This is a genomic window from Taylorella equigenitalis ATCC 35865 (genome assembly GCF_000276685.1).
Lineage (GTDB): Bacteria > Pseudomonadota > Gammaproteobacteria > Burkholderiales > Burkholderiaceae_B > Taylorella > Taylorella equigenitalis.
This window is the reverse complement of sequence record NC_018108.1, coordinates 282,964-305,570: the sequence shown is the minus strand read 5'-3', so window position 1 is coordinate 305,570 and position 22,607 is coordinate 282,964. Positions and strand designations below refer to the sequence as shown.

14 protein-coding genes, 2 tRNA genes and 3 rRNA genes are annotated in these 22,607 nt (G+C 39.7%); 3 read left to right on the top strand and 16 right to left on the bottom strand.

The genetic code is table 11. From position 1 onward, the window contains the following. Positions 1-26 precede the first annotated feature (26 nt). Both KUI_RS01490 and KUI_RS01485 read right to left on the bottom strand, forming a co-directional pair. Positions 27-2,804: a lactoferrin/transferrin family TonB-dependent receptor gene (locus KUI_RS01490; RefSeq protein ID WP_225972001.1), complete on the bottom strand. Its 2,778-nt coding sequence runs from the start codon at positions 2,802-2,804 to the stop codon at positions 27-29. Between the two features lie 10 nt (positions 2,805-2,814). Further along, positions 2,815-4,851, bottom strand: a complete 2,037-nt coding sequence (locus KUI_RS01485; RefSeq protein WP_014840139.1) for a transferrin-binding protein-like solute binding protein — start codon at positions 4,849-4,851, stop codon at positions 2,815-2,817. Between the two features lie 132 nt (positions 4,852-4,983). Here KUI_RS01485 and queF point away from each other — a divergent pair, with 132 nt between their 5' ends. Then, a complete protein-coding gene (gene queF / locus KUI_RS01480) occupies positions 4,984-5,844 on the top strand; it encodes an NADPH-dependent 7-cyano-7-deazaguanine reductase QueF (protein ID WP_013522068.1) in 861 nt (286 codons plus the stop codon). Position 5,845: 1 nt separating this feature from the next. Here the strand turns inward: queF and KUI_RS01475 are convergent, their stop codons facing one another. Further along, complete coding sequence (locus KUI_RS01475; protein WP_014840138.1) at positions 5,846-7,252, bottom strand: surface lipoprotein assembly modifier; 1,407 nt, start codon at positions 7,250-7,252, stop codon at positions 5,846-5,848. Positions 7,253-7,383: 131 nt separating this feature from the next. Between KUI_RS01475 and KUI_RS01470 the strand changes: the two genes are divergently transcribed. After that, positions 7,384-7,971, top strand: a complete 588-nt coding sequence (locus tag KUI_RS01470; RefSeq protein WP_013522066.1) for a TMEM165/GDT1 family protein — start codon at positions 7,384-7,386, stop codon at positions 7,969-7,971. A gap of 13 nt (positions 7,972-7,984) precedes the next feature. Here the strand turns inward: KUI_RS01470 and KUI_RS01465 are convergent, their stop codons facing one another. Then, positions 7,985-8,548, bottom strand: coding sequence for a DUF943 family protein (locus KUI_RS01465; RefSeq protein WP_013522065.1), 564 nt, complete (start codon positions 8,546-8,548; stop codon positions 7,985-7,987). 1 nt (position 8,549) lies between these two features. Next, the gene (locus KUI_RS01460; protein ID WP_013522064.1) at positions 8,550-9,386 is read right to left on the bottom strand and encodes a DUF3289 family protein; all 837 of its coding nucleotides are present in this window, start codon (positions 9,384-9,386) and stop codon (positions 8,550-8,552) included. Between the two features lie 344 nt (positions 9,387-9,730). Here KUI_RS01460 and KUI_RS01455 point away from each other — a divergent pair, with 344 nt between their 5' ends. Further along, a complete protein-coding gene (locus tag KUI_RS01455; protein WP_013522063.1) occupies positions 9,731-10,825 on the top strand; it encodes an NAD(P)-dependent alcohol dehydrogenase in 1,095 nt (364 codons plus the stop codon). Positions 10,826-10,954: 129 nt separating this feature from the next. Here the strand turns inward: KUI_RS01455 and glpQ are convergent, their stop codons facing one another. From glpQ to KUI_RS01400, 11 genes are all read right to left on the bottom strand, one after another. Continuing rightward, positions 10,955-12,031: a glycerophosphodiester phosphodiesterase gene (glpQ, locus tag KUI_RS01450; RefSeq protein ID WP_014840135.1), complete on the bottom strand. Its 1,077-nt coding sequence runs from the start codon at positions 12,029-12,031 to the stop codon at positions 10,955-10,957. 124 nt (positions 12,032-12,155) lie between these two features. Continuing rightward, positions 12,156-12,800 (bottom strand): dethiobiotin synthase, encoded by a 645-nt coding sequence (gene bioD, locus KUI_RS01445; RefSeq protein ID WP_013522061.1) that lies wholly within the window; start codon positions 12,798-12,800, stop codon positions 12,156-12,158. Further along, the gene (locus KUI_RS01440) at positions 12,797-13,558 is read right to left on the bottom strand and encodes a methyltransferase domain-containing protein (protein WP_014840134.1); all 762 of its coding nucleotides are present in this window, start codon (positions 13,556-13,558) and stop codon (positions 12,797-12,799) included. The genes bioD and KUI_RS01440 overlap by 4 nt, the downstream gene beginning before the upstream one ends. Next, positions 13,555-14,169, bottom strand: coding sequence for a DUF452 family protein (locus KUI_RS01435; protein ID WP_232008459.1), 615 nt, complete (start codon positions 14,167-14,169; stop codon positions 13,555-13,557). The genes KUI_RS01440 and KUI_RS01435 overlap by 4 nt, the downstream gene beginning before the upstream one ends. A 22-nt stretch (positions 14,170-14,191) precedes the next feature. Beyond that, positions 14,192-15,316 (bottom strand): aminotransferase class I/II-fold pyridoxal phosphate-dependent enzyme, encoded by a 1,125-nt coding sequence (locus KUI_RS01430; protein ID WP_014840132.1) that lies wholly within the window; start codon positions 15,314-15,316, stop codon positions 14,192-14,194. Further along, positions 15,291-16,586, bottom strand: coding sequence for an adenosylmethionine--8-amino-7-oxononanoate transaminase (bioA, locus tag KUI_RS01425; protein WP_014840131.1), 1,296 nt, complete (start codon positions 16,584-16,586; stop codon positions 15,291-15,293). Before bioA ends, KUI_RS01430 begins: the two co-directional genes overlap by 26 nt. 112 nt (positions 16,587-16,698) lie before the next feature. Beyond that, positions 16,699-16,811 (bottom strand): 5S ribosomal RNA (gene rrf, locus KUI_RS01420). A gap of 178 nt (positions 16,812-16,989) precedes the next feature. Further along, a 23S ribosomal RNA gene (locus KUI_RS01415) occupies positions 16,990-19,931 on the bottom strand. Between the two features lie 608 nt (positions 19,932-20,539). After that, positions 20,540-20,615 (bottom strand) — tRNA-Ala (locus KUI_RS01410). 29 nt (positions 20,616-20,644) lie between these two features. Next, a tRNA-Ile gene (locus tag KUI_RS01405) sits at positions 20,645-20,721 on the bottom strand. Positions 20,722-20,851: 130 nt separating this feature from the next. Beyond that, positions 20,852-22,398, bottom strand: a 16S ribosomal RNA gene (locus KUI_RS01400). Together the 16S, 23S and 5S rRNA genes with 2 tRNA genes alongside form the textbook arrangement of a ribosomal RNA operon. Positions 22,399-22,607 lie beyond the last annotated feature (209 nt).

The window sequence follows — 22,607 nt, the reverse complement described above, 5'->3', positions numbered from 1 at the left end:
TATCTTTAGGTTCTTTGCAGTCTGTTTTAGTACTTAAGTTCTAGGGTTAAAGCAAAATTACGCCCTGGAGCTGCAAATTTAGTATATACGCCATTATCCTCATTACGATTTATTGCACCCATTGCAGTCTGCCTTAAAGACTCCCAAGTTACGTATTTATAATTAAATATGTTGTATACACCAGCCCGCAACGTTATGTATTTATATGGTTTAAAGTAAGCCGTCATATCAAATGTTTTCCAGCCATTAGTTCTTGTTTTAGTGGACTGAACATCATAACTATTGCCACTGCCAGCTAGATGTACGCTACCTTTTAGCTCATCAACATTTTTTGGTTTTGAAAATGTTGCCATTAAATTTACGCCCCATTTTTCATATGGATCGTCGTAACCTAAACCTAGCACTAATCTTGATGGTTGAATAGAGTCTAATAGATAGCTCTCAACTCTTGCAAATCCTGTTTTCACCTTGTTATCTACAAGTTTAATTCTGTTATAGCCGATAGTTGAATATAGACCCTCTGGCAATATTGGTAACACCCCATCCCAGAAAATTTTTCCGACTACATTAAATCCTTCAAGAGTAACGTTCTGAGCATTTCTAAAACCTCTTCTTGTACCTTCTGCATCATATGTAAAGGCAATCATGTCCTTATATGTGTTTTTGAAATAGCTAGCTTCAATATTTCCGAAATTACCCATTACGTTTACGGCATATTCACTATTTAAAGCCCTCTCAGGTTTTACATCTGTGACGTAATGATCTTCGTCATTTACCCCTTTTTTAAAGCCAGGCACTCGATATCCAAATAATTCTCTAAAGCTTGGGACTCGATAACCTGTAGAAAATCTATATGCCAGACTTAGGTGATTTATCGGTTTAACAACTAAGCCAAAGTTATATGAAAGATTTGAATATTTTCCAGAGCCCGTCCAACGATCTTCAGTTTTAAAAATATGTCGATCGTATCTAAGCCCTAAACCTAATTTCACCCTATCGGTGTACGCAAGATTGTATTGAAGGGCACCAAATAAATTGCTTCCTTTAATTACTCTAGGCACACAATCAAGATGCGATGACAATGTGGTATTGCAATAATCCGTTTGCTCAAGTGCAGTGGTCATCTCATAAATATATGGATTGGATGCAAAGCCATTGCCACTTAAAACCTTATATTCTGAACTTGCGTATGAAGTAACAAAATTTGTTCTTGTTAATTCGGATGTGAATCTATCGTACCCTATAGAACCCTTAAAGGTATGTGTAAAGTCGTTTTTTACAATCTCCTTCTCTGCAGAAAGATTGATTAAATTATGTTTCTCCTTATAGTTATTTGTGAGCGTATGACTATAAGAATTAGGCTTATCGGCACTTGGTCGGCAATTTTTATCAACATTAGGATATTTCGCACAATTAAGTGCAAGATACGTATTTTCTATATTTATAGACTGATTATCGTATCTCAGAGATATTGAATCAATCGGACTCTCACTTGATTTGGCATCGTATTTATAAATTAGACCGTATCTATTTTTTTTATGTTTTTCATCGATAAATAATGTGCGCGACCAGTTAAGCCCAATTTGCAACTTATTTGTGAAGTTATCCGTTATAAACAGGCCTTGAGCAAGGTCTTGCCCTCTATAAATACCCTTTGAAAACTTAAATTTATCTAGTTCATCCAGCCCAAAATAAGCACGTTCCGTCATATCACGGATATCATATGTTTGAACGGTATCCTCTACAAGAGCCCCAATATAATGATGTTCATCAATTTGCTTGCCGATTCTACCAAACCAAGATTTGCTTTCATATTTCATTGGGTCTGGCAATGCTCTCAATGCACCTGTGTAGTTTTTTGCATTAAACTTTTCAGTTACTGGTTGCATTTTTTTGAGCTGCTCAAGCTCTTCAGGAGTCATGTCTTCTTTGAGAGAAGCATTTTTTAAATATGGCAAATTCGTAATCGCAGCTTTAGGTTTTGCACACGAAAGATCTAGAGTTGGGCACTCATCTTTGAGTATAAAGAAACTGCTATTTTTCTCATTCGGAGCTTTGCCTCTGCGTAAATCATATGTATCTGCAAATGCTGACAATTTACCTATCTCATAGCTTGCATCTTTTTCTATAGCTTCATGTGCCGAGGTTTCATGCCCTTTTCTTTGTGTGAACTGGAAAAGAGCTTCGAATCCTTTATACCTACCCGCTATAGCAGTTGAGTTTGAAAGTTGCTTGTTCTTTGAAATATAAGCTGTTTTATTAGTGATATTCCAATTTGAATTTGGATCAAGAACATCCGATACTTCTTTAGTTCTAAAACCTACAGCTCCACCTAAAGCACCGCTACCATATTCAGATGAGCTTGCACCCTTGCTTATTTCAATAGAACTCAGATTTTCGTATTCGATTTCATTGATAGCCCCACTCCCATTGCGTTTGCCCTGCAAAACATAGGATTGAATTTGCGGAATGCCATCGACCAAAAGTCCCACACGGTTTTTATCTACACCACGAATTGAATACCCTGAGCTTGCACCTCGACCCTGCTCAACAACGGAAATACCAGGGTCATATCGGGTCAAATCACGAATATTATTTACCATCTCCTTACGTAAAGACTGCGATGACTTGACCACCTTTCCCAGTCCAGTGACTTCATTATCCGTTCTTGATACTTCTCTATAACCCTCTACTGATATAGTATCTAGCTCTGCAGAGCTTTCTTGAGCATTTGCTTGTGGCAATATATAAGCATTCCCCAATGCACATAAAAAAATTAGTTTTTTTATATTTTTAATTTTCATTTCTTTTGTTTTAGTTTGTTTTTTTAGCACCGAAAACTACTCCAATATCAGCTTCTGTTTTGCCGTTAGAATCCCCTTTTAAATTTCCTTTTCCTGAAAATGATCCTGCAAGCTCATCTGCTTTAGGACCAAAGAAAGCACCTGTTACAGCAATATCCCTATCCTTAATATCAAATCTTGCACTTGATGTATGGGTAGTTCCTCCAACTGCATTATCGAGTTTGATTTCGCCAACTGAAGTCACCTTACCTGTGAAGGTGTTTTTATCTATTGAGGCATCGATTTCAAACACCTTTGCTCCAAAGTCTTTGAGGTCGCCTTTAATTTTTCTTTCGCCAAAATCAACATCAAAATGAGCAGTATTATGATTTGTTCCAATTGCACGATTAAAGTAGTAGATTTTTCCGCCCCACACACCGTCATACTTAGCTACACCTTGATTAGGCACATTTTTAGACTCTGTTAAGGCTCCTTGGACAAAATAGCCATCTTGATCTGGATATACAGTAGTTATTTTTTGCGTGATTTCCTTATTTGAATCTTCTTCCTCTGAATCTCCACTTTCTACTTGTTCCTCTTCTCCAACCTTGGTGAATCCAGATTTAAAAACTTTACCTAATCGCAAATATTCAAAATCCCCTTTGTAAGCTGTCACGTTCAGTCTGCGTCCATCTTTTTCTATGGATACTGTTCGACCTGGCACTAAGTTCAACTCTCTGCCATCTATTATCAACTTATCAATATTTTCAAATAGTGAAAGATTTTTCGTTGTTTGCGCTCCAGGAACATCTAGATCTTCCAATTCTTTTTTGTATTGTTTTGTTGTCTCCTTTCCCTCTTCATCGAAAGTGACTTCCTTTATATCCGCTGACTGCTTAATTTTTCCGTAAGTCGTATCAAGAAACTGTGCAAGAACAACGCTCTCTATATTTTGTGAAGCATTTTTTTGTTTAGCTGCAAATACCCCATATAAAGAATTATCATCAGTAATAAAGTTACCTGCTAGTTCTTCAGCTTTGGGTCCAAAGAAGCCACCCTCCAGCTTATTTGTCGCATTTGCATATGTTGCTTTAATTTCATTTCCTGGCTCATCAAGTGCCAAAGCAGAACCTACGAAGCGATTTCCATAAAGTTTAGCGACAATATCATATTTAGGAGTATATGTAACATCGCCTGTGAATCTTGTAGTTTGTGTGCCGAAATCTAATTTTCCTTTCAATGACTTTTCTGCAAAATTAACTTCAAAATGGGCATTATTTGTAATTCGGTGTTCTGGTTTTTGGTTTGACCCAAACAAAGGTCTATATTCATGTGATATAGACATAGCACCATGTTCATAGCCTTGAGCTGAGGTTGTATTAAAGCCTTCTGGAATTCCCTTACGCACATCGCCTTTATTGTTTCTATACAATCTAGCATCAGTCATATACTCCCAATGCCCGTCATAAACTACAGATTTATCTGTTGGCAATGCACTAGCAGCTTCCGATCCTTTGTAATAAGCATAGGCTTCAATATTATTAAGACTGCTGATGAGATCTTCATTTTCATTGTATTTATCAATAGTTGAATTGCCTTTGCGTTTTACGATTCCAGCTCTGACATACTTATAATCAAACTGATTACTACCTTTCTCAAAATCTCTAACTACAGGAAATTTTTCTTTGCCATCAATATAAACATACTCAAGGTCACCATCTAAAAGCGGTATGGCTTTAGAATCATCTATAGGCTTTCTGATTTCTCTTTCTTGAGCCACTGTCTTACCTTCAACAGTAAGTGGTTCCAAAAATTTACCAGATTCGTCTCGTTTTGCTACATCCCTGACAGGCACGGCAACTGCATAACCTAATGAAGGTCTCATAACTCCTTTAGCTTCAGGTTTTATTACGTCTGATTCTGATGGTTTATTGTCTTGATTGTTTTGCTTTCCTGGTTTAACAGTGTCAATATTTTCTTTAATTGATAGAGTATCAAAACTGCCTCGTCCTCCGCATGCCGTCAAGCCAAGCGCCAAGAGGCTGGCATAAAATATTTTTTTATTCATATATAGAGAATCTAATAAAATAAAATGAAATTAATAAATATGAAGTTTAATTAAATTGTCATATTTTATTGAGAATAAGAATTATTATCAATAAAAAAATAGTTTATAAATATAGTTTTTCTTGGAGTTCACATGGATTTAAGCCAATCTGCACTAGGCAAAAAAACTGAATATCCTCAAGGATATGATTCCAGTTTGCTTCAACCAATTTCCCGAGAATTAGGTCGCACGGAATTAGGGTCGGATTATATTGATTTTCAAGGAGTTGATATCTGGTATGCCTACGAATTTTCATGGCTGAATCCAATTGGTAAACCTGAAATCGCAGTGATCAGATTTACATTTCCTGCAAGCAATCCCTATCTAATAGAATCAAAATCATTTAAGCTCTACCTCAACTCATTTAATAATGAGCATTTAGAAAGAAATGAAGTAATAAAACTTTTGACTGGCGATTTAAAAAATGCAACCAGGGGTGATGTATCTGTGGAGTTTTTTAATTCAGATGAATTCGAAAATTTGCTATCTAACTGGCTAGAAGGTAGAGCCTCAGCTTCATGTGTTCTTAACTTAGATGAACTGGACATCGATTTTTTCCAATATTACCCTGATCCAAATTTACTTCAGACAGAAGAAATTAACGGGTCTGATTTGATTGAAGAAGAATTAGAGTCTCATCTACTTAAATCAAATTGCCCAGTTACAGGTCAGCCCGATTGGGCTACAGTGCATATCAAATACTCTAGCGATAAAAAAATAAATCATGAAGGACTGCTCCGATATATAGTTTCCTATAGAAATCATTCAGGATTTCATGAGCAATGTGTTGAAAGAATATATGCTGATATATGGAAGCATTGCCAACCAAAATATTTATCAGTATTTGCGATGTACACAAGACGAGGAGGATTGGATATCAACCCTTTCAGGGAAACGGCTGGCAGTAATACTTCGTACAATAAACTAGACGATCAAAGACAATTCCGTCAGTAATTTAAAAACTCTTACTTACTGAGAAATATACATTATGCTTGTTGTAAGCATAAAGGGCGACATTGCTCTTTGTCTTATGATAGGTGTAATTAATACGCGGTGTAAGACCTGCGAAGTGTAAGTTTCTATGCCATATCGTGACACCTAATTCGTAATCATGATTGGTCTGGACCTTGTTAAAGAATCCAATTCCATCAAAAGTTTTTAGGTGTTTTGAGGCTTCTAATTGAGTTGAAAGACCTCCATTCCACTCCTTTATGAGCCCCAGTCTAAGCCCTTTTCGAACATACGAATCGTCTTTAAATTTAGCTTTATATCTCAAAAAGTCCGCCAGTAAATAAATGTTGTGTCGTGCATTTGGAAAATATGAAAGCCCTAAAGATGCAAACGATTGACGACCATTTAGATGTTTTCGTTGCGTATGGTAAAGACGTGAATGCTCGACATATGCAAAGCTACGATTATTTTTAGTAAGCCAATAATTGCCATTGATGCTCATCCCCAAAGACCGAGAATATTTATCTAATTTTTTTTGCTCTTGATTTTGACCGTTTAAATCAAGCCCGAAGATTGGTCCAGTAAACAGACTCCACTTTGCTTCAGAATGTCCAATAGTTAGGCTTAGGCGATTATTTAGTTCATTTTGTCGCCCGTATTTTTTATAAAACTTTCCATTGCTATTTAAATTAATGTCTGCAAAAAAATTATCCGCTATGACAAATCGTTTGGCAATGTTCACGCTCAGCCCCAGCCCCCTATCGGATTTCGCAGGTTCTGCTTTCCAACCGCCCCCCAAATCTGGATTTTCTGGAGCCTGATTTAGGTTATCGTCCACGATATACCTTGCGTTTAGCGTGAACTCAAAATCGCTTTTATTCTCAATGCGTTCTATAAATGTATCGCTTAGTTGTACTAGCCCCGAATTCTCACCTCCCTCACCCTTAAGTTTTTGGAACTGATCTTTGGATGCAATATATTGATTATCTAAATATAGTGCCATTGCAAGTTGAATTCTAGCTTGCACAATATCGGGTCGCTGACTAATGACTTCTCTTAAATCTGAAATGCCCTCATGCACTTTGTTTGAATACACTCCATATACACCCCTGGCCCACGAGTGCACAACTGGCTCTTTTGCTTCTGGTGGCAATGCCTCGTAGTATGGATACAGGAAAACAATATCATCGATATTATTGTTTATAAGTACATATAGCATTGCCCTAACGATAAGGTCAGGATTTGAAGCAATCTCTTTTGAAGTGACTTCAACCGTTGTTTGTTGCTCTTTAAGAGGGTTTTCTAATATTTTTTTCTCGACATGTTCTGGGATATAGACATGGTCATCTATTGCATAAGCATAATTGAAACTAGCAAAAACCATCAAGAGAGATAAAACGTATGGCTTCATGTATTCCCCAAAAATGAAACTCTATATGATAATAATTCTCATCTTGATTTACCACATATTTGTTAAAACGTAAGAAAAATATTTTGTTACTTCTGCGGTGCTAATATGATTTCTTTCAATTAAGCACCACTATGAACACTTACCTTGTATCCACTTTTTTAATGGCTGTCGCTGAAATAGGAGACAAAACACAGCTACTTGCACTATTGCTAGCGGCACGATATAAAAAACCTATTGCCATCGTGACCGGAATTCTTATTGCCACAGTATTAAATCATGCATTGGCTGGAGCAGTTGGTGCATGGATCCAAACACAGATTTCACCTGAAACTCTTAGATATATTATTGGCGGCCTTTTCGTGGCAATGGGCTTGTGGTCTCTCATTCCCGATAAACTTGACGACGGTGAAATAAAGTCACAGGGTAGTAAATATGGTGCATTCGTTGTGACTCTGATTGCGTTTTTTTTCGCGGAGATGGGCGATAAAACTCAAATAGCGACAATTGGATTAGCAGCAAAATATCATCCTGCGTGGGCAGTAATTATGGGAACAACTACAGGATTAATGTTCGCAAATGCACCAGCAGTTTATTTTGGACATAAGATGTCTCAGAAATTGCGGTTTAAAACAATTAGGTATGTAGCGGCATTACTTTTCATATTATTAGGAGTAGCCACTTTACTTAAATTAGATGAGATGATTTTTCGAATTCGGTAATCTGAAATGATGCTCAAAAATTTGGCTTAAATACCCTAAGATTTTTTGCGTATGGATCAATAATCTTCCCTGACTTAGAATCATAAACTAAATAGGGCTCAATTATTGATGCATCAGGTCTATGAAGTTCGTAGTTCCCATCCTTTTTGATATATATAACACCGAATAAATTAGATTTTGGCACACAGCACTTTGGAGATTTAATTTCATCAAAACAGTAATAATCCCCATCATTGGCAAAAATACCGTTGAGCTTATAATTATCTGGGGCTTCTACTAGACCGCCTTCAGCTAACCACACGGTTATTTCTTTTTCGTCGTCAAATTCAATTTCATTAATAATTTTTAAATAATAACTATCCCACCACTTAATATAGCTATTCATTGAATACGGTTTTCTGTTCAAAATCAAGTTATATGTATAATTGGCTGGGCGCTTAGACCCATTAATAACGATTTCTTTTAATTTAAGAAAATAAAGTGCATCTAATTTTTCGGCTGTGATTACATAGTATGCACTTACTCCGAGCCATATCAATGAAACCAGAATAAATAATTTCAAAATAAATTTGAACATATCACAACCTTTTTTGTATTTTTATTTCTGATTGCATATTAAATAAAAATGGTTTGAAAGCAAACTTTTCATATCTTTGAAGGAGAAACCATATTCCAAAGGGTTGTATATAATTTTGAGGAATTTTAAGAACATCATTATCGTCCAAACCGAAATGATCTTGAGCATAGAATCCAATCACCCCATCGTACCCATTTTTATTTATATCTAAATGTTTAATAACTATCCTAGTTGCATGTATATCGTGTATAGAAATTATAGTTCCATTAAAGTAGTCCCAGAACGAATTAAATTTTGGTAATTTTTTACCAGCAATGAGTTCATGCAGCATTTCTACGAGTTGAGATTTTGATTTATCAGAATTGTTATTTAAAATTTCTTCTATATGAGTTATGCTCAAATAACCGTCCTTACTAATACCTACACCTGCATCCTTATATATACGAGATTTATAGATTCTATCTAGGTCGGGATGATTGAACGGAGCGGATGAATTTTGTTGAAATCTATCTATCAATTTGTATATTACCCTTGTGGAAGGTCCTCCTAATCCAAACATAGAATAATAACCAACGAAATGTCGAAATTCGTCAAATAACATTTCAGTAATTAGTTGGGTATTCAACTTTTTTCTTGGTTTATATTTAAATCCAGTTATAGGGTTCGGGTCCAGTTGAAACAGCTGTCCAGTGTAGGGATTTAAGAGTTGAGATGGATTAATTATTTTAAATTTAGAAAGCAGAGTTTCTAAATTTAAATCTCCACACTTCATATCAGGAGAAGAATAATCATTAAACAGATTTACAGATTTAAAAATTTCTAAATTTTCTATATACACATACCACCCCTTGCCTTCCAAATAAAACCATTTTATTGGGGAATTATTTCAATGAAATTAACGTCAAAAGACTTAAAGACATTCTGTTACAAAATTTACAAATTGGTACAAAATCCGTTTAAATTTTTATGCTTAAAGTAAATTAAAAGTATGTGCTTGACTAGACAGATATTAAGGCGGTGGTGAAGTGAATTTAAAATTATAAGGCACTTGCATTGCCAATATTACAAAAAAATGCTCACCGAACATAAATAAAATGTAAGCAACTGTGTAATTTGTACTTTTGCGAGTATTTTGTAATAATTATAAGACCCGATTAATAGCAAACCTCAGGAGGGTTGACTATGACTATGATGAAAGCAGCGGTTTTTGTAGAAAAAAATCGTATCGAACTTGTCGATAAAAAAATCCCAGATGTTGGTCCTAACGATGCATTAGTAAAAATTACGACTACTACTATCTGCGGTACTGATATTCATATTTTTAAAGGTGAGTATCCTGTTGAAAAAAATCTAACTATTGGTCACGAACCAGTTGGTATTATTGAAAAACTAGGTAGTAACGTAAAAGGCTACAAAGAGGGTCAACGCGTAATTGCTGGTGCTATTTGCCCTAGCTTTACTTCTTACCCTTGCCAGGACGGCGTTCCATCTCAAGACGGTGCATACTTGACTGCTGATGGTACTTGCTCTTGCCACGGATATAAGGCTACAGCTGGATGGCGCTTCGGTAATATTATCGATGGCACTCAAGCTGAATACGTTTTAGTTCCAGATGCAGAGGCTAATATGGAACCTGTACCAGAAGGACTTACTGACGAAGATGTACTTATGTGCCCAGACATTATGTCTACTGGGTTTAAAGGTGCAGAAAACGCAAATATCCGCCTTGGTGACTTTGTAGTAGTTTTTGCTCAAGGCCCTATCGGATTATGTGCAACTGCAGGTGCTAAACTTCTTGGTGCTTCTACAATTATTGCGGTTGACGGTAACGATGATCGTCTTGCTATCTCTAAAAAACTAGGAGCTGACATAACTATCAACTTCCGTAATGCAGACGTTGTAGACGAAGTTATGAAAATCACTAAAGGTCGTGGAGCTGACGCTTCAATCGAAGCACTTGGAACTCAAAAAACTTTTGAGCAAGCTCTTAAAGTTCTTAAACCAGGCGGTACTCTTTCAAGCTTAGGTGTTTATTCTGAAGATCTAGTTATTCCACTAAGTGCGTTTGCTGCTGGTCTAGGCGATCATAAGATTAACACTGCTCTTTGCCCTGGCGGTAAAGAACGCATGCGTCGTCTACTTAAAGTAGTTGATAGTGGTCGTGTAGATCTTAGACCTCTAGTTACTCACGAGTACAAACTAGATGATATCGTTGAAGCTTATGACTTGTTCATGAATCAACGTGATGGTGTTCTTAAAGTTGCTATTAAACCTTAAGCACTTCTAGAAATTCATACTTAATTGATTAATAGCCCCGCAAATTCTATTTAAAGAGTTTGCGGGTTATTTTTTCCTATTAAAATTCCGCATAAACACTCGTATTCATGCGGAATAAATGGCAAATAATTACTTACCTAAAAACTTAACTGCAGTATCTGGGAAATCAGTAAAGATACCAGTTGAACCAGCTTTATTTAATAAAGCATCATACATTTGGTTTACGTCAGTGAAAAATGCAGGAAGTGCATCTTTTCTAACTGTGTATGGGTGAAGTTCAAGTTTTTGCTTTTTAAGTTCTTCAACCATTGGTGTATATACGATATTATCAGGTTGAGATTTTTTATCATCAACAAGCATATACCAACCAGGGCCAACACCATCTGCATATTTAGCGATTTCTGCCATAGCACCTGGCTCGAACATCCAGTCATAGCTATAGTTTACCCATTTGCCTTCAGCATTTTTCTCTTGTGTCTCACCCCAATCAGAGTATGCAATTAGTTGAACTAATTTAAGATCCATACCTAATTCAGGTAATAGTTCAGTTTTAATGCGTTTTAATTCATTGAAATCGAAGGTTTGAAAATAAATAGGGTCATCTTTTGAATCATAGCCATATTTTTTCAAAATCTCTAAAGTTGCTTTAGCGATATCCTTACCCTCTTGGTGGTGCAACCATGGTGCTTTAATTTCTGGATAAATACCTATTTTTTTGCCAGTAGATTTTTCTAAACCTTGGATAAATTCAATCTCTTCTTCAAGAGTATGAATTGCAAAATGTGAGTTCCAAAGTGGAAAGCGGTTAGGGTATACAGCCTCTTGTTTGCCATCTTTATCTTTGAAATTCTCAGTCATTTCAAGTGTTTTGATTTCGTCTAATGTGAAATCAACTACGTAGTAACGACCGTCAGCACGTTTGCGATCTGGAAATTTTTTCGCAACGTCTGTTAAACCATCTAAAAAGTGATCATGAATAACAACAATTCGATCATCCTTAGTCATTGCAAGGTCTTGCTCAAGATAGTCAGCACCTTGACCGAAAGCTAGAGCTTTACTCTCTAAAGTGTGTTCTGGAAGATAACCACTTGCTCCGCGATGTGCGATAACTATTTTATCTTTGTTATCCATTTGAGCTTGTGCCATAACTGGCGTAAAAGCAGCTGCAGAAAGAGCAACTACCAATGCAATTTTTGAAAATTTCATAATAACTCCATTTAATAGGGGAAAAGGCGGTTTATTATCATCAAAAAATATAGAAATAAAATGACAAACCTTTATCAATTTAATATGTTGCTTTTGTACTTTATTTATGAAGCACAGAAGTTTCTTAATTAATATCAATGCTCTCAAACTCTTCAAATTGAGTTTGTGGGTATTTTTTTTGTATAAACTCTCGCAAATACTCAATAGTACTGAAAGTAATCTTTGGGTCAAACATCAAATACTTATTAAATACAACTCTCAATACCTGAACACCTGCTTGCTCACATGCTATCAAACTTAAAAGAGTATGGTTTATGCTCCCAAGCTTTCCATTCGTCACTAGAATTACTGGAATTTTATGCTCTGCTATAAAATCAAGTGAAGTCACATCTCTATTAAGCGGAACAGCCAAGCCTCCAGCCCCTTCCAATAGCACATAACTGTATCTCCTTGAAAGATCTAAAGTATCTGCATAAATCTGCTCTAAATTAAGAGGTCGCATCTCCATCTCGGAAGCCATATGAGGAGAGCATGGATATTTATAAATAAAACGACATGTTTTACCCCTTATATCATCTGGCAACATATCAATTTCCTGAATTTTCCGATGCATTTGAATATCCTGTGAAACCCCTTCGCAGCCAGTTTGTACAAGCTTCTGAGTAATCACTGAATAACCTTTTCTAGCGAGTTCACGTGCAAAATATCCCGTATAAATAGTTTTGCCAACATCGGTATCGATGCCACTTATAAAAATAACCTTATTCATATTTTTTTAGATAAAAACAAAAACGCCGAGTAAGTGAGAGCATAATTTCCATTTGGCAATGCACTCGCTTCCTCATAATCACTTAAAAATTTACGAGTCTCAGTTAGAGAAAATGCATTTTTTGAAATCCCATTAACTCCAGTATCTCTTAAATGAGTAAGCATACATCGACCAGAACTGAATTGAAGTTGAACTTTTAAGGGCTCGTAATACAAAATCTCAAAATTAGTTTTAAGTGCATTTAATATGTACTCTGCTTTAAAATAGTTCAAACTTAAACTAGTTAGATTTTGAATTTCAATTAAATTATCAGGCAAAAAAGTACTAATTAAAAGCAAACCTTGGTCATTAAGATGGTCATTTATTTTGTTTAAAAATCCTTTTAAATCACTAAACCATTGGACAGTACTTGCACTTGCAATTAGATCAAATCTCTTATTAATCGCAAGATACTCAGAGTCACTACATATAAAATTAAAATCCAAAGATGGTAACTTTGAACGTAAAATCTCCTCACATTCAGGGACTAAATCATTAAATACCCATTCATCCGCATAACAGGAGTTCACAAGCCTTTCGCTAAGATCGCCAGTTCCACATCCAAGCTCCAAGACGTTATGAAAATTAGTCCGCCCATATTTCGTTAATATTTCTATAAGCCTTGCATTAATCATTTTCTGAGCTAATGCTTGCCCATCATAAGTCGCAATGGATTTTGCAAATTTCGACCTAATGCGTGATTTATCGATAGTATTCATCCCATTAATTCACTCCATGAATTTACTTTATCGAAAAACATATGACCGTAAGGATTAGAATCGATGCGTATATTACGGAAGCATTGCCAAAATAATAATTGCTTGCGTGATGGAAAGATAAAATCCTTATCCGATACGATTGCACGTGTCCAATTTATATGACTTCCCTGCCTGCAATGTGCTAAATGATATATAGCTTCTAGCTCCGCACGTTTATCCTCAAGGTTACGCAAGTCACGATCGCAATAAAAGCGATGCGAATCCAGCGACCTACACATTAATTTATTGAATTTGTAAAGTTGATCTTGATGCAAGTGAAGCATCATTTTATGATATAGATTAGGATCCAAGCCGTATTCAGAGTCGATGGCCTGCAATGTACCATTAATAGCACAGGCTGAGCTTATGCTTATATGAGTGCAATGTGCATCGGCCACGATTACACCAAGCGACCACGCTACAATATGCACATCCCTATAACAGGTGGCAATATCCAAGCATTCATCAACAGTCCGATAGTCCCACAGGCAAAGTACATCAAAGCCTTCAGGCACATCTAAATGGTCGACTAGCTCTGGTCCTGTGCCCCAACCAGCGAAATATATAATCAATCGCTCCGATGGCCCTGCGCCCTTAATCAATCGCTTCTTCATCTCTTAGAAACTTAATGAGTTGCTTCACATCTTCTTCACCAACATCCGCTGTCAATGAAAAACGAATTCTCGACGTCCCCTCAGGTACAGTTGGAGGCCTTATTGGCAAACAGTAAAATCCAGCATCACGCAATTTGCAGGCTAGTTTAGTAGCCACCTCATCCGAACCTAAAATCAAAGGGACGATATGGGAAATATTGCCACCTAAAGCAAAAGACGTACGCAATATTGACGATACTGTAAGAAGCTTTTCACGACGCCAATTATGAGTGGACAATTCATTCACAACAAAATCACTCCATGCATATGTTATAGGTGGCAATGCAGTAGTAAATATTAGTGAACGCATTGAATTCACCAAGAACCGCTTCAAATCTTGCGAACAAATGATATACGCACCATAGGAACCATACGCTTTTCCGAATGTACCTACAAGAACATCTATATCCGCAAGTACACCTGCCGACTCACAACAACCGAGACCACGATCGCCATAAATGCCCACGGCATGGGCCTCATCGACATATAGCAATACATTTGCGTAAGTACGTTTAAGTTTTACTAATGACTGTAAATCACAGAAATCTCCATCCATGCTATAAAGACTTTCCACAACCACGAAAATTTGTTCGTATTGGGCGTGATATTGCTCAAGCAGATGCTCCAAATGTTGCATATCATTATGTCTAAATCGCAGTAGACGAGCCCCTGAGAGCCGTGCCCCATCAATAAGAGAAGCGTGAGCCAGCTTATCCATAATGATTAGCGAATTCTTATTTGTAAGTGCTGGCAATACTCCAATATTTGCATGATATCCACTATTTGCAAGAAGGCAGTCATTCGTATATAGTGAGGACATCGTGTCTTCGAGAAGGCTGGCGGCATGAGAGTTTCCAGTAAGAAGGCGAGAGGACGTGGACCCCATGGTTACTTTGGAAGGGAGATTTTCAAGAAATTGCTTACGTAATTTAATATCGGAAGCTATGCCTAAATAATCGTTTGATGTAAGATTTATGCGAGCATTTGAAATCGATTCTGGTTGTGGCAATGCTCTCAATCGCCCCATTAACTCTAGTTCTTCAAGTTTGCTTTTGTAAATACTCACTTACAACACCTACTATAGCTTCGCACAAAAAACGAATTTCATCTTCTGAGATTATGTATGCTGGCATAATATAAACGAGTTTTCCAAATGGACGAACCCAAACCCCAGCATCTACGAACATAGGCTGCATGCATTGCATATCCACAGGATCATCAAGCTCCACAACGCCTATAGCTCCAAGAACACGTACATCTGCGACACCTTTCATCTTTTTAAGTGGAAGGAGATATGTATTCATATCCATCTCAATTTTTTGCACACGTGCCTTCCACGGCGATGAGAGCAATTGATCAATGGAAGCACATGCAACAGCACATGCAAGAGGATTGGCCATAAACGTAGGGCCATGCATAAAAGCAGGAGACGGGCTTTGCGATATGCCTTGTGCAATATGCTCCTGTGCGATTGTCGCTGATAGAGTCATATAGCCACCCGTGAGAGCTTTGCCTATGCAAATGATATCAGGAACCACTTGTGCATGTTCAAGTGCAAACATACATCCTGTGCGACCGAATCCTGTTGCAATTTCATCGAATATCAGCAATACGCCGTGTTGCATGCAAATCTTAGAAGCCTCACGCAAATATTGCGGAGCATAAAAAAACATGCCACCAGCACCCTGCACAACCGGCTCTAAAATCAAGGCCGCAATTTCTGGACCATGCTCGTTAAGCAAGTTATGAAGCGGTTCTAGGTCTTGAGGGGCTAATTCATGCCCATAACGGCTCTTTGGCTGCGGTAAAAAAAATTGTACTGGCAATGAACTCCCAAACAACCCGTGCATCCCATTTACAGGGTCACACACTGACATTGCATGCCATGTATCTCCATGATAGCCTGAACGTATAGTTGCAAACTTGGAACGAGGAGAATGAGCACATCCAGCATGATACTGAATAGCCATCTTCATCGCTACTTCAACTGCGATTGATCCCGAATCAGCAAAGAAAATTTTATTAAGAGCAGGTGGCAATATGCCCAATAACCGCTCAGCAAGCTCAACAGCAGGCTCATGTGTCAATCCACCAAACATCACATGACTCATCTTGTCGATTTGTTTGCGGGCAGCTTCATTGAGTTGTGGAACATTGTACCCATGAATTGCACACCACCATGACGACATACCATCGATGAGCTGACGTCCATCCATAAGATGGATATGTACACCCTCTGCATGCGATACAGGATAAATAATGGGAGGATTAGTGATGGATGTATAAGGATGCCAAATATGGTTGCGATCGATATCTTTTAGATGCGATAGTTCCATTTAGAAAATAAAAAATCAAAAAAACATTCTAACAAAAAAGCCCTCACAGAGTAAAAAGGATCTGTGAGGGTTGTTTTTTTAGGAGGGTTATATATGAGTAAGAAAAAAAAGAGCTTGACGATGACCTACTTTCACAGGTGTCCACCCACTATCATCGGCGCTAAGGTGTTTCACTGTCCTGTTCGGGATGGGAAGGAGTGGGACCACCTTGCTATGTTCATCAAGCTGACTGACTTGTTATGGCTTAGTATATCTTTAGCCATTTGGAAGAAGCACTACAAGGTTTTTTGTGTGGGTTATTATTTAGAGGGGTTGTTGATTGAATTAACAAGTTTTCATTTTAGTGAAATGAGCATTGTATTATTGTTTTAGTCACTTTAGTCTATAACACTGATAAAGTTATAGGATCAAGCCTCACGGGCAATTAGTACTGGTTAGCTACATGCATTACTGCACTTATACACCCAGCCTATCAACGTTCTAGTCTCGAACGACCCTTATTGGAGCTTAACGCTCAGGGATACCTTATCTTCAGACGAGTTTCCCGCTTAGATGCCTTCAGCGGTTATCTCTTCCGTACGTAGCTACTCGGCAATGCCATTGGCATGACAACCGATACACCAGCGGTACGTCCACTCCGGTCCTCTCGTACTAGGAGCAGCCTCCGTCAAGTATCCAACGCCCACGGCAGATAGGGACCAAACTGTCTCACGACGTTTTAAACCCAGCTCACGTACCTCTTTAAATGGCGAACAGCCATACCCTTGGGACCGGCTACAGCCCCAGGATGAGATGAGCCGACATCGTAGGTGCCAAACACCGCCGTCGATATGAACTCTTGGGAGGTATCAGCCTGTTATCCCCAGAGTACCTTTTATCCGTTGAGCGATGGCCCTTCCATTCAGAACCACCGGATCACTTTGTCCTGCTTTCGCACCTGTTCGACTTGTCTGTCTCACAGTCAAGCACGCTTTTGCCAATGCACTATCAGCACGATTTCCGACCGTACCTAGCGTACCTTCGAACTCCTCCGTTACACTTTGGGAGGAGACCGCCCCAGTCAAACTGCCCACCATACACTGTCCCCAACCCAGATCATGGGCCAAGGTTAGAACCACAAACAAACCACGGTGGCATTTCAAGGTCGGCTCCAGTAGAACTAGCGTCCCACCTTCTTCGCCTCCCACCTATCCTACACAGGCCGGTTCACGATCCAATGTAAAGCTACAGTAAAGGTTCATGGGGTCTTTCCGTCTAGCCGCGGGGAGATTGCATCATCACAAACACTTCAACTTCGCTGAGTCTCAGGAGGAGACAGTGTGGCCATCGTTACGCCATTCGTGCAGGTCGGAACTTACCCGACAAGGAATTTCGCTACCTTAGGACCGTTATAGTTACGGCCGCCGTTTACTGGGGCTTCGATCAATAGCTTGCACCACATCAATTAACCTTCCAGCACCGGGCAGGCGTCACACCCTATACTTCCACTTTCGTGTTTGCAGAGTGCTATGTTTTTAATAAACAGTCGCAGCCACCTATTCTCTGCGGCCTCTTCTGGCTATTCACCATACAAAGGCATACCTTCTCCCGAAGTTACGGTATCAATTTGCCGAGTTCCTTCTCCTGAGTTCTCTCAAGCGCCTTGGAATATTCATCCCGTCCACCTGTGTCGGTTTGCGGTACGGTCAATATGTAAATTATCGCTTAGAGGCTTTTCTTGGAACCACTTCCTGTGACTTCAAAAACATTACGTCTTCTTCGAATCATAGCCTTGAATCCTTTGACCGGATTTGCCTAATCAACTTCTTAGCTACAATACCGAGCACTTCCATCAGCTCGTTCACATTTCGCAATCCGTCCCCCCTTCACTTCACATATCGGTGTAGGAATATTAACCCACTTCCCATCAGCTACGCATCTCTGCCTCACCTTAGGGGCCGACTAACCCTGCGCCGATGAACGTTGCGCAGGAATCCTTGGACTTACGGCGAGGGAGCCTTTCACTCCCTTTATCGCTACTCATGTCAGCATTCGCACTTCTGATACCTCCAGCAAACCTCTCGATTCACCTTCTCAGGCTTACAGAACGCTCTCCTACCACACATCCGCTCTCTTAATTCGTCTATCCACTTACTTCTTTTTCTACTTCTTCTTAACTCTACATAAACAAATTAAAAGAGCGGATGCATCCGCAGCTTCGGTAACTGGCTTAGCCCCGTTACATCTTCCGCGCAGGACGACTCGATCAGTGAGCTATTACGCTTTCTTTAAAGGGTGGCTGCTTCTAAGCCAACCTCCTGACTGTCTATGCCTTCCCACTTCGTTTCCCACTTAGCCAATTTTAGGGACCTTAGCTGGCGGTCTGGGTTGTTTCCCTCTTGAGTCTGGACGTTAGCACCCAGTGCTCTGTCTCCCATGATTAAACTTGTCAGTATTCGGAGTTTGCCATGGTTTGGTAAGTCGCCATGACCCCCTAGCCATAACAGTGCTCTACCCCCAACAGTTATTCATGAGGCACTACCTAAATAGTTTTCGGAGAGAACCAGCTATTTCCAGATTTGTTTAGCCTTTCACCCCTATCCACAGCTCATCCCCTAATTTTTCAACATTAGTGGGTTGGGTCCTCCAGTACCTGTTACGGCACCTTCAACCTGGCCATGGATAGATCATCTGGTTTCGGGTCTACACCCAGCGACTATATTCGCCCTATTCGGACTCGCTTTCGCTTCGCCTTCCCTACTCGGTTAAGCTTGCCACTGAATGTAAGTCGCTGACCCATTATACAAAAGGTACGCCGTCACCTCTCGGCTCCGACTGTTTGTATGCACACGGTTTCAGGTTCTATTTCACTCCCCTCCCGGGGTTCTTTTCGCCTTTCCCTCACGGTACTGGTTCACTATCGGTCGATCACGAGTATTTAGCCTTGGAGGATGGTCCCCCCATATTCGAACAGGATTACACGTGTCCCGCCCTACTTGTTGCAACGCCTAGTACCATAATCATAGTTTCGTCTACAGGACTATCACCCCCTACGGTCGCACTTCCCAATGCGTTCGACTACTACAACTACTATCTCGTTGCGGCTACTCCAATTTCGCTCGCCACTACTTTCAGAATCTCGGTTGATTTCTTTTCCTCGAGTTACTTAGATGTTTCAGTTCACTCGGTTCGCCTCCTCACCCTATGTATTCAGATAAGGATACCTCCTAAGAGGTGGGTTTCCCCATTCGGATATCTGCGGATCAATGCTCATTTGCCAACTCCCCGCAGCTTTTCGCAAGCTATTACGTCCTTCTTCGCCTGTGATCGCCAAGGCATCCACCATGTGCACTTAGTCACTTGATCCTATAACTTCATCAGTGTCTCTTTCATTAAGTATCTCTACCTCTTTATGTACACCAACTACTACTTATAGCCTCTTTCATTTGACTATCGCTTTATATCAGCTTTATCAAAAAAACTGATACACCGACTACCTTCTTTAAAACCCTCACCCTACCTTTTTATTAAAGCAAGAGCTTCTCCAGTAATCTTCTTCTTTTTGAGTATCGCGTCTTATTTATTTTTTTACGCCGTCATCACTTTTTAGAATATTTCTAAAACTTGAGAACTTTCTTCTTTCTTAAAAAAACTCACTTAAGCTTTTTATTAAAAGCTTATTTTTCGTTTGTGTTTTCTTAATTATGCAATCACAACCCATAAAATTTAAAAGGGTAATTGTAAGTACTATCAAGCACCATATAGTGGCACTTTCACACACTTACACAACCTCTTTTTCGTTGTTTTACTTGTTGTGCTTCTTCCAAATTGTTAAAGAACAGCCTTAAAGCATCTTAAAGATACTTTATAAGTCGCATACCATTAGTGCATTCACTAAATATACGCTTTATAAAACATCCTTTTGTAAATCATACCTACTCATACTAAGAGAGCATACACACACCTAAAAGTGTTGGTGGAGGATGACGGGATCGAACCGACGACCTCCTGCGTGCAAAGCAGGCGCTCTCCCAACTGAGCTAATCCCCCCATATACTTAATTGATCAAAGTCATCTCATGGTGGGTCAAGCTGGAATCGAACCAGCGACCCCCGCCTTATCAAGACGGTGCTCTAACCGACTGAGCTACTGACCCTAATTCTCATACTTCTTTTTTTTCTTTTAGCTGTTTTTTTCTTCTCTCTTAATACAACCGATAAGCGTGGATACGTGATTAGCGCTTAATCTAAATCTAATAAACCATATAGACACTTTTTATTTCTCTTAAAGGAGGTGATCCAGCCACAGCTTCCGCTACGGCTACCTTGTTACGACTTCACCCCAGTCATGAATCCTACCGTGGTAATCGCCCTCCTTGCGGTTAGACTAACTACTTCTGGTAAAACCCACTCCCATGGTGTGACGGGCGGTGTGTACAAGACCCGGGAACGTATTCACCGCGACATGCTGATCCGCGATTACTAGCGATTCCGACTTCATGCAGGCGAGTTGCAGCCTGCAATCCGGACTACGATCAGGTTTGTGAGATTAGCTCCACCTCGCGGTTTGGCTTCCCTCTGTCCTGACCATTGTATGACGTGTGAAGCCCTACCCATAAGGGCCATGAGGACTTGACGTCATCCCCACCTTCCTCCGGTTTATCACCGGCAGTCTCATTAGAGTGCCCATCTTACTTGTAGCAACTAATGACAAGGGTTGCGCTCGTTGCGGGACTTAACCCAACATCTCACGACACGAGCTGACGACAGCCATGCAGCACCTGTGTTTCGGTTCTCTTGCGAGCACTCCTAAATCTCTTCAGGATTCCAAACATGTCAAGGGTAGGTAAGGTTTTTCGCGTTGCATCGAATTAATCCACATCATCCACCGCTTGTGCGGGTCCCCGTCAATTCCTTTGAGTTTTAATCTTGCGACCGTACTCCCCAGGCGGTCAACTTCACGCGTTGGCTTCGCTACCAAGACCCGTAAGTCCCAACAGCTAGTTGACATCGTTTAGGGCGTGGACTACCAGGGTATCTAATCCTGTTTGCTCCCCACGCTTTCGTGCATCAGCGTCAGTATTATCCCAGGGGGCTGCCTTCGCCATCGGTATTCCTCCACATCTCTACGCATTTCACTGCTACACGTGGAATTCTACCCCCCTCTAACATACTCTAGCTCGACAGTTAGAAATGCAGTTCCAAGGTTGAGCCCTGGGATTTCACATCTCTCTTTCCGAACCGCCTGCGCACGCTTTACGCCCAGTAATTCCGATTAACGCTCGCACCCTACGTATTACCGCGGCTGCTGGCACGTAGTTTGCCGGTGCTTATTCTTCAGGTACCGTCAGCAGTCCATGGTATTAACACAAACCTTTTCTTCCCTGACAAAAGTGCTTTACAACCCGAAGGCCTTCAATCGCACACGCGGAATGGCTGGATCAGGGTTGCCCCCATTGTCCAAAATTCCCCACTGCTGCCTCCCGTAGGAGTCTGGGCCGTGTCTCAGTCCCAGTGTGGCTGGTCGTCCTCTCAAACCAGCTACGGATCGTCGCCTTGGTAGGCCTTTACCCCACCAACTAGCTAATCCGATATCGGCCGCTCCAATAGTAAAAGGTCATCTCTGATCCCCCTCTTTCCCCCTCAGGGCGTATGCGGTATTAGCTACGCTTTCGCGTAGTTATCCCCCGCTACTGGGCACGTTCCGATACTTTACTCACCCGTTCGCCACTCGCCATCAAGAAAAGCAAGCTCTCCTTATGCTGCCGTTCGACTTGCATGTGTAAGGCATTCCGCTAGCGTTCAATCTGAGCCAGGATCAAACTCTTCAGTTCAATTCCTGCTTAATAAATCGCTTACATATATTCAAAGTAAATTAACTACTGATATGCACTGTTTTTTCACTCTTACTCAAATAGCGCTTTTGTATTTCTTATTACACCACTTTCGTAATACTTAAAAACCATATCTACTTGTACTTAAACTTCACTTTCTAAATAAGTGTAAGACTTAATGTTTCGCATCTTTTAGTCTATATAGACCT

What these genes read in the sequence shown, in the direction of transcription:
- KUI_RS01490 (WP_225972001.1), bottom strand. Translation starts at nt 2,804, where the DNA reads ATGAAAATTAAAAATATAAAAAAACTAATTTTTTTATGTGCATTGGGG.
- glpQ (WP_014840135.1), bottom strand. Translation starts at nt 12,031, where the DNA reads ATGAAATTTTCAAAAATTGCATTGGTAGTTGCTCTTTCTGCAGCTGCT.
- queF (WP_013522068.1), top strand. Translation starts at nt 4,984, where the DNA reads ATGGATTTAAGCCAATCTGCACTAGGCAAAAAAACTGAATATCCTCAA.
- KUI_RS01475 (WP_014840138.1), bottom strand. Translation starts at nt 7,252, where the DNA reads ATGAAGCCATACGTTTTATCTCTCTTGATGGTTTTTGCTAGTTTCAAT.
- KUI_RS01470 (WP_013522066.1), top strand. Translation starts at nt 7,384, where the DNA reads ATGAACACTTACCTTGTATCCACTTTTTTAATGGCTGTCGCTGAAATA.
- bioD (WP_013522061.1), bottom strand. Translation starts at nt 12,800, where the DNA reads ATGAATAAGGTTATTTTTATAAGTGGCATCGATACCGATGTTGGCAAA.
- KUI_RS01465 (WP_013522065.1), bottom strand. Translation starts at nt 8,548, where the DNA reads ATGTTCAAATTTATTTTGAAATTATTTATTCTGGTTTCATTGATATGG.
- KUI_RS01440 (WP_014840134.1), bottom strand. Translation starts at nt 13,558, where the DNA reads ATGAATACTATCGATAAATCACGCATTAGGTCGAAATTTGCAAAATCC.
- KUI_RS01455 (WP_013522063.1), top strand. Translation starts at nt 9,731, where the DNA reads ATGACTATGATGAAAGCAGCGGTTTTTGTAGAAAAAAATCGTATCGAA.
- KUI_RS01485 (WP_014840139.1), bottom strand. Translation starts at nt 4,851, where the DNA reads ATGAATAAAAAAATATTTTATGCCAGCCTCTTGGCGCTTGGCTTGACG.
- bioA (WP_014840131.1), bottom strand. Translation starts at nt 16,586, where the DNA reads ATGGAACTATCGCATCTAAAAGATATCGATCGCAACCATATTTGGCAT.